1 pseudogene is annotated in these 1,471 nt (G+C 69.6%); it reads left to right on the top strand.

Annotated elements, in window-relative coordinates:
* Positions 1-93: 93 nt before the first annotated feature.
* Positions 94-1,471 (top strand): annotated as a pseudogene (locus tag P3H15_RS53920) (hypothetical protein); the annotation flags it as partial.

The following is a 1,471-nucleotide window of genomic DNA, read 5'->3' as shown; positions in this document are numbered from 1 at the left end:
TACGCGGGAGCGTTCTGCCACGACGGGACCTGGCGGGCCGGGGTGGACCTGTCGCCGCTGCCGGAGCCGATGCGCCGGGAGGTGGCGTGGTGTGTGTTCCGAATCATCGAGCTGGGCGGGAAGATCCCGACACCGAGCCTGAGCATGCTGGTGCGCCGGCTCGGTGAGGTGATCGCCGATCGTGCCGGGCGAGCGCCCGCCTCCTTGCTCGGGTTGTCGGTGTCCGACTGGTGTCAACAGATCCGGCGTGCGGTGCACCGGCGGGGCCGACGGTTGCCGGCGGCCACCACGATGACCCACATTCGCCGGTTGCTGACCCGGATGATGCGTCTGCTCGTCACCGCCTCCGATACCGGCCCGTGGTGGCAGCGGGACCGCTGGAACCCGGTCGAGGACAATCGGATCCCGCTGCGTGAGCACGAGCCGATGGGCCGGTACTCGGTGCGATTCGACCGGATCGGCACCCGCTGGCTGCGGCGCGGTCTGCAATGGCACTGCAAGGTCGGGTTGGAGACCGGGGTGTTGACCTGGTCGACGGTGCACCGCCGGATCGTGGCGGTGGGCGAGTTCGATACGTTTCTGAGCGGTCGCGGCGTCGACGGGCCGTGGCTGGTCGATCACGCGGGTGGGGTGCGCGCGCTCATGCTGGAGTTTCTCGGCCGTCTGCGGGGCCGCGACGCCACCCGTGGACGCCGCGCCGGCCAACGGTTGTCGCTGACGTCGGTGCAACGCCTGGCCAGCGATGTGGAGCAGTTCTACCTGTTCATGACCGACAACAAGGACGCGGCGGCCGCGGCGCTGGCCGAACCGGGCTGGTTACGACTCGGACCCGAGCACGCCGGCTTCTACCGGCGTGGTGAGCTGGGCGGCAAGCCCCGGCCCCGACTCGACGGTCAGGTCATCGACGACGACGCCATGACCCGGATCATGGCCGGGCTGGATCTGCTCGGTGCCGCCGTCGTCGACGGCGGGTTCGGGGACGAGCAGGCCATGCGGATCACCATGCTGGTGGCGTTGCTGGGTCGCCGGGTCAGCGAGATCTGCCTGCTCGACCGCGACCCGCTGTTGCCGTTGTCGCCGACCGCGCCGCCGACCGCGCCGTCGTCCTCGCCGGGCGAGGCTGCCGCAGGCGGCAACGAGCAGGGGCTGGTCGCCAAACTCCGCTACCAGCAGACGAAGATCGACGGCGCGCCGGACACCATCCCGGTGCATGCCGAGGTCGTCGCGATCATCCGCGAACAACAAGACTGGGTCGCAAGATTTTTCGCCGAACACGGCGCCCCCGGCAGGACCCCGAAGTATCTGTTCCTGGCAACGCTGATGAACCGCAACGGCGACCGGCCCTACTCCGGCAACACCCTGCGGAATCTGCTGACCGATCTGGCCGTCCGACTGGACGTGCGCGACAGCACCGGCGCCCTGGTCGATTTCAACCGCACCCACCGATTCCGCCACACCGTCGCCACCCGGT

This window comes from Rhodococcus sp. T2V (assembly GCF_029269925.1).
Classification (GTDB): Bacteria; Actinomycetota; Actinomycetes; order Mycobacteriales; family Mycobacteriaceae; genus Rhodococcus_F; species Rhodococcus_F koreensis.
The sequence above is the reverse complement of the archived record's forward strand: the minus strand, read 5'-3'. Positions and strand labels throughout refer to the sequence as shown.